This window comes from Synechococcus sp. BA-120 BA3 (assembly GCF_034931285.1).
Taxonomy (GTDB): domain Bacteria; phylum Cyanobacteriota; class Cyanobacteriia; order PCC-6307; family Cyanobiaceae; genus Cyanobium.
This window is the reverse complement of sequence record NZ_JAYGHZ010000359.1, coordinates 1-5,147: the sequence shown is the minus strand read 5'-3', so window position 1 is coordinate 5,147 and position 5,147 is coordinate 1. Positions and strand designations below refer to the sequence as shown.

At 71.5% G+C, this 5,147-nt stretch carries 7 protein-coding genes and 1 pseudogene; 4 read left to right on the top strand and 4 right to left on the bottom strand.

Translation table 11 applies throughout. From position 1 onward, the window contains the following. Nucleotides 1-1,398 (bottom strand): FAD-binding domain-containing protein (locus VB737_RS14770; RefSeq protein WP_500314074.1); only part of this gene is annotated, 1,398 nt, incomplete at its 3' end. 358 nt (nt 1,399-1,756) lie between these two features. On the opposite strand from VB737_RS14770, the gene VB737_RS14765 reads away from it, so the two are divergent. The 3 genes and pseudogenes from VB737_RS14765 to VB737_RS14755 all read left to right on the top strand — a co-directional run bounded on the left by VB737_RS14765 (nt 1,757) and on the right by VB737_RS14755 (nt 3,107). Continuing rightward, a complete protein-coding gene (locus tag VB737_RS14765; protein ID WP_500314072.1) occupies nt 1,757-2,035 on the top strand; it encodes a PM-15 family protein in 279 nt (92 codons plus the stop codon). Between the two features lie 49 nt (nt 2,036-2,084). Beyond that, nucleotides 2,085-2,240, top strand: a pseudogene (locus VB737_RS14760) (CAB/ELIP/HLIP family chlorophyll-binding protein); the annotation flags it as partial. Between the two features lie 84 nt (nt 2,241-2,324). After that, the gene (locus VB737_RS14755; RefSeq protein ID WP_500314070.1) at nt 2,325-3,107 is read left to right on the top strand and encodes a hypothetical protein; all 783 of its coding nucleotides are present in this window, start codon (nt 2,325-2,327) and stop codon (nt 3,105-3,107) included. Nucleotides 3,108-3,116: 9 nt separating this feature from the next. Here VB737_RS14755 and VB737_RS14750 read toward each other — a convergent pair whose 3' ends face one another. The 3 genes from VB737_RS14750 to VB737_RS14740 are packed head-to-tail and all read right to left on the bottom strand — an operon-like array spanning nt 3,117 to nt 4,641. Continuing rightward, entirely contained in the window at nt 3,117-3,329 is a 213-nt protein-coding gene (locus tag VB737_RS14750; RefSeq protein ID WP_500314069.1) for a hypothetical protein, read from the bottom strand. 55 nt (nt 3,330-3,384) lie between these two features. Beyond that, nucleotides 3,385-3,978: a pyridoxamine 5'-phosphate oxidase gene (locus tag VB737_RS14745; protein WP_500314067.1), complete on the bottom strand. Its 594-nt coding sequence runs from the start codon at nt 3,976-3,978 to the stop codon at nt 3,385-3,387. A gap of 9 nt (nt 3,979-3,987) precedes the next feature. Beyond that, nucleotides 3,988-4,641, bottom strand: coding sequence for a methyltransferase domain-containing protein (locus VB737_RS14740; RefSeq protein WP_500314065.1), 654 nt, complete (start codon nt 4,639-4,641; stop codon nt 3,988-3,990). 54 nt (nt 4,642-4,695) lie between these two features. On the opposite strand from VB737_RS14740, the gene VB737_RS14735 reads away from it, so the two are divergent. Next, on the top strand, nt 4,696-5,088 hold the full coding sequence (locus VB737_RS14735) for a VOC family protein (RefSeq protein ID WP_500314063.1): 393 nt from the start codon (nt 4,696-4,698) through the stop codon (nt 5,086-5,088). Nucleotides 5,089-5,147 lie beyond the last annotated feature (59 nt).

Sequence of the window (5,147 nt, the reverse complement as noted above, 5' to 3'; positions counted from 1 at the left end):
CCACAGCCGTTCCCGGGCCTGGCGGGCGGCGGCGGCCACCTCCACGATTGGGGCCGGGTAGTCGGAGCCGATGCGGCAGCCGCTGGCGGCCTGGGTGGCCGGATCCATCCGCCACGGCTCGTGGCGCCAGATCGCCGGCACCGTGGCCAGCTCCGGCAGCCAGCGCCCCAGAAACTCCCCCTGCGGGTCGTGGTCGCGCCCCTGCTTGATCGGGTTGTAGATCCGGATCGTGTTGATGCCCGTGGTGCCGCTCTGCATCTGGCACTGGCTCCAGTGGATGCCGGGCTCGTAGTCCACGAACTGGCGGGCCAGGTGCAGGCCGCTGTCGCGCCAGTCGATCCAGAGGTGGTGGCTGGCGAACGACAGCAGCATCGCCCGCATGCGGAAGTTGATCCAGCCGCTGGCCCGCAGGGCGCGCATGCAGGCATCCACGAAGGGCACTCCGGTGCGCCCCGCGCACCAGGCCGCCAGCCGTTCGGGATCGGTCTGGCGCAGGTTGCGGGTGGCGGGGTGGAGCTCGAGCACCTCGATCGAGGGCTGGCTCTCCAGCTTCTGGATGAAGTGGCAGTGCCAGTGCAGGCGCGACAGGAAGGCGTCGAGGGCCCGGGGCCAGCCGGCGGCGGCCTCGGCGGGCAGCAGGGCCAGAGCCGCCCGCCGGGCCCGGGTGGCCTGGGTCACCTCCCCCATCGACAGGGTGCCCCAGGCCAGATGGGGCGAGAGCCGTGAGCAGCCCTCGAAGGCGGTCAGGGGACTGGAGAGCCGGCGGTGGTAGCCGCGTCCCCGCTGGCGCAGGAAGCCATCCAGCAGCTCAAGGCCGGCCTGCCGACCTCCCCGCTGCCGTGCCGGACAGGGGTCCGCCGCCAGGCCCAGATCGGCGGCGCTGGGCAGGTCCCGGGGGGCGATGCCCGCCAGGGGGGGCAGGGCGACGGGCGCCTCCAGCAGGGGTTCGGCCATGCGCCTTTCCCAGTCCCGGGCCCAGCCGCGGCGATCCTGGCGTCCCCGGGTCACCCCGAACGTCGCGAACTCCTGCCAGGGGATGCCCCGTTCACGGGCCCAGGCGGCCACCCGGCGGTCCCGGGCGTAGGTCCAGAGGTTCCCGGTTTCCTGGTGGCTCCAGAGGCCGGCGATGCCATGGCGGCGGTGGGCGGCCTCCAGCACGGCCACCACGTCGCCGACCCGCACCACCAGCGGCTGGCCGAGGCCGGCCAGCGCCTGCCCCAGCTCCTCCAGGGCCTCCCGGCAGAAGCTCCACTGCCGGCCCGAGCTGTCCGGTTGCCGCCACAGCTCCGGTTCGACCACATAGAGGGGCAGCACCGGGCCGCGTCGGGCCGCTTCCACCAGGGGGCGGTGGTCGGCGAGGCGCAGGTCGCGCTTGAACCAGACCACGTGCAGTGCCATCGGCGCAGCCCAGGAATCCGCTTCAGCGCTTCGGCAGGTCGCTGGGCCGCAGCACCACCACCACCACGCCCACCACCACCATCACGATCAGCACGGCCGCCCCGGCCAGGGGCAGCACCGTCTCCGTCTCCATCCGCCTGCCCGCCGACTGCCACCCCATCCTGGTGCGGCCGCCAGGGCAGCGCGCAAAAAAAAGGACGGGTCAGCCAGACCCGCCCCCAAGGAACGTCTTAAGAAATGTAACAGTGGCGTCGGTACGAGCGCGAGGACCCCGCCGGGCCCGTCCCAGAAGCGCCTCGAAGCGCTCCGCGGTCGCCGCGAACGCGCGCCACAATCTTCATGTTCCGTTACATCAGCCATGACGGTCGGCGAGCTCTACCTCGAATCGCTGTCCACCGGCGTCATCACCCCCGCCGAGCTTTCCTGGCTCACCCACGGCCAGGACCGCTTCTCCCGGCTGGAGGAGGCGACGGCCCTGCGGCTCGGCCGCCTGCTCGATCAGGGGGACATCCAGCTGGGCTGCCGCCTGGCCCCCAAGGGCGAGCCCTCTGGCATCCCCGCCTCACCGGCCCCGGCGCAGGCCGCTGGGGTGCTGGAGGAATGGATCGAACCCCTGGGTCGTCGACGGCAGCGTTGACGACAGTCACAACCCTTCACGATCGTTTACACTCCCTTCAAGTTTCGCAACGAACCCACCCATGTCTGACTCCACCACCCGCTTCGGCTTCGTCGCCTTCGCTGAAACCTGGAACGGCCGCCTGGCCATGCTCGGTTTCGTGATCGGCCTCGGCACCGAGATCCTCACCGGCCAGGGCATCCTTGCCCAGATCGGCCTCGGCTGATTTCGGCTCCGGCCTTCGGCATCGTCAGCCCGGGTGGTTCTGCCATCCGGGCTTTGATGTTGGCGGCGTTCCCCCCGCTCCCCCATGGCGCACGCTCTTGTCTTCGTACTGGCTCCCGAGGGAGGCCTTCCCGGCGATGGTGCGGCCTGGGAGGAGATCCTGGCGGCCCAGCGACTGGGCGTCCGCAGCGGCATCGCCCTGCGCATGTTTCGCGTGCCCGCCGAAACGTCCCCGAGCCTGGACGACCTGGTCAGTTCCGGCCAGGCCAATGTCAGCGGCGCCGACCCCTTCGAACCGCTGCGCACCAGCTCCTGCCCGGAGGATCCATCCGCCTCGGCCCCTGCGGATCCGGCTCCGGCACGGCGGCTGATCTGTGATGCGGTGGTGCCCCACCTCGAGCCACGGGCCCTCTGGCTCGGCGCCTACGAACTCAGTGGTCCTGAGCGTCGGCCGACCGGCGGCCACCCGGCTGAGCGGCTGGGAATCGAGACGGTCCGCTGCCTCGACCAGTTCTCCCTGCGGGAGGCGGACAACGAGACCTGCTGGTTCTATCCCACCGAGAACGGCGACTATCTCTGCTGGGAGAACCAGCGCAGCCTCGGGCTGGCCCCCGGCTATCCCGCCGATGCCTCCCTGCAGGAGGGGCCTATCGCCTACCAGCGCAGCGACCTGCAGCTGCTCTGGTCACTGATGGCCGACGACCAGGCCCTGACCTGTGTCGGCCTCACCTACCAGAAGCGGCGCATTGAGTGGCCGATTGCGGCCAGTGACCCGGAACCGTTTGCCACCTGGACCGCCTTCCGGGTCGATGCGATGGCCGACGACACCTACCGGGAGATGGCCAACATCACCGTCTTCCCGGGCTGAGCAGCTGCTTCAGCTGGCCTGCTCATAGAGCTTCTCCAGCCGCTCCCGGCTGAGGTCCACGTAGAGAACCTCCTCACCCTGGGCAGGGGCTTCCGGATGGCGCGGACGCGGGGAGGGGCTGGAGGCGGCACTGCGCAGGTTCTGGGTCATCAGGGCGAAGGCACCGCCGGCAATCGCCGCGAAGCTCACCATGTAGACGATGGGGAACAGGGCTTCCAGCATGGATCTCTCGCTTTCACCCACAGTAATGTAACGATCTGTTAACCGTGGCTGGCGCTCAGGGATTGAGCCACTCCTCCTGCCAGTCGTTGCCGGCCCGCCAGCGGCGGCGCCGGTGGGGATGCCCGGCCAGCTCCAGCAGCTCCACCCGCTCCAGCCGCACCCGCAGCAGCTCGAAGTGCACCGGCCGCGGGGCCTCTTCCCCCAGTTCCCGGGGGAACGGCCCCTCGCTCTGGAGGGGTTCCCCCGGGGCCGGCCAGCCCCATAGGGCCCGGCCCCGGGGGGTGAGGGCCTGCCAGTGGAAGGTCAGGGCCCGTTCCTTCTCGTCGCCCTCGAGCGGCAGCCGCTGGCCCCTCAGCCTGAACTGGCTGCGGGCCTTGGGCAGCAGCCAGCAGAGTTCCACAGCGGCGCTCCCGGCCAGTTCGCCGCTCTTGGCGCTGCGGCGGTCGGTGAGCAGATCGAGGCTGGAGGCTCCGGCCCAGCAGCGGAACACCAGGGTGCGCACCCGCGGGGTGCCGTCCGCCGCCACGCTGGCCAGCTGCAGCCAGCGGGCCTGGGGGGAGCGGCCCTGGCGCTCCAGCGCTCCGCGCAGCAGCGGCCGCCACGGGGGCAGGGGCTCCCCAGGGTGTGGTGACGGGGGGGACGCGGACATCGCCAGGACCTACGGCGTCGGTTTTTCGGCCACCACGGCGAAGAAGGGATCCCCCTGTCCCCCCAGCCAGCCCATCGGACCCTCGGCCCGGGTCGGCTCGGCGATCAGCTGGGGCGCCGGCCAGCCCTGGGCCTGCAGCACCCGGCTCACGTAGGCCAGGTGATCCCGGTCGCTGCCATCGGTCCAGACCTGGGGGGCCTTCTGGAAGAACATCCGGTTCGAGAAGGCCACGATCACCTGCCCGCCGGGGCGCACCACCCGCAGCAGTTCGGCCGCCACCGGCTCGGGCCGCTGCAGGTACTGCCAGCCCGCCACCATCAGCACCGCATCCACGCTGGCGTCCGCCAGGGGCAGGCGCTGGTCCTGGTTGAGGTTCTGCAGCCAGTGGCGATCGAGGCGGGGATTGGCGGCCAGTTCGGCCCCGTTGAGGCCATGGCCGATCACCTCTTCGTAGGTGATGTCGTCGGGCAGGTGACTCACCCAGCTGCTCATCAGATCCAGCACCACCGCGCAGGGGGGGATCCGCTCGCGGTAGAGCGCGGTCAGGCGGCGGCGGAAGGCGCCGTCGAGGTGCTGCACGAAGCGGGGTTCGGCATAGAAGAGGGCGTCATCGGAGCCGTCCAGCTTGCGCCGCTCCGCCTCGTTCAGCACCGACACCGCCATGGCCACCAGGGATCCTTTCGGCTGCCATGGTGGCGAGCCGTGGATCTTGCCGTGATGCCCCCCGCCATCCCGACGTCCTTCCTGGTGCTGGCCGCCGATGACCCCGAGCGGCTGGCCGCCTTCTACGGCGCCCTGCTGGGGACGGACCCCCAGCGGGGATTCAGCTCCAGCCACTGGCGCCTGCTGGGCCCGGGGGAGCGACGGCTGGAGATCTATGCCCCCTCCCGGCAACGTCCCCGCCCCCGCGGCGAGGGCCGGCTGGCCCTCTGTTTCTCCCGCCCGGCGGGCGAGGCCCCGCCCTTGCAGGTGCTCCAGGACTGGCTCGCCGTGGTGCTGGCCCTGGGGGCGGTGGCGGTGGAGCCGCCGCGGCAGGAACCCTTCGGGGCCGAGGCCTGGCTGACCGATCCGGAGGGCAACCGCCTGCTGCTGCTGGTCAGCGGCGGCTGAGCCGCAGCTGGGAGGCGTAGGGCCCGCGGCCATCGAGGCAGGCGGCGCCGCAGTGGGCC

Coding starts and splice junctions, on each gene's coding strand:
- VB737_RS14765 (WP_500314072.1), top strand. CDS start 1,757: ATGACGGTCGGCGAGCTCTACCTCGAATCGCTGTCCACCGGCGTCATC.
- VB737_RS14755 (WP_500314070.1), top strand. CDS start 2,325: ATGGCGCACGCTCTTGTCTTCGTACTGGCTCCCGAGGGAGGCCTTCCC.
- VB737_RS14750 (WP_500314069.1), bottom strand. CDS start 3,329: ATGCTGGAAGCCCTGTTCCCCATCGTCTACATGGTGAGCTTCGCGGCG.
- VB737_RS14745 (WP_500314067.1), bottom strand. CDS start 3,978: ATGTCCGCGTCCCCCCCGTCACCACACCCTGGGGAGCCCCTGCCCCCG.
- VB737_RS14740 (WP_500314065.1), bottom strand. CDS start 4,641: ATGGCGGTGTCGGTGCTGAACGAGGCGGAGCGGCGCAAGCTGGACGGC.
- VB737_RS14735 (WP_500314063.1), top strand. CDS start 4,696: ATGCCCCCCGCCATCCCGACGTCCTTCCTGGTGCTGGCCGCCGATGAC.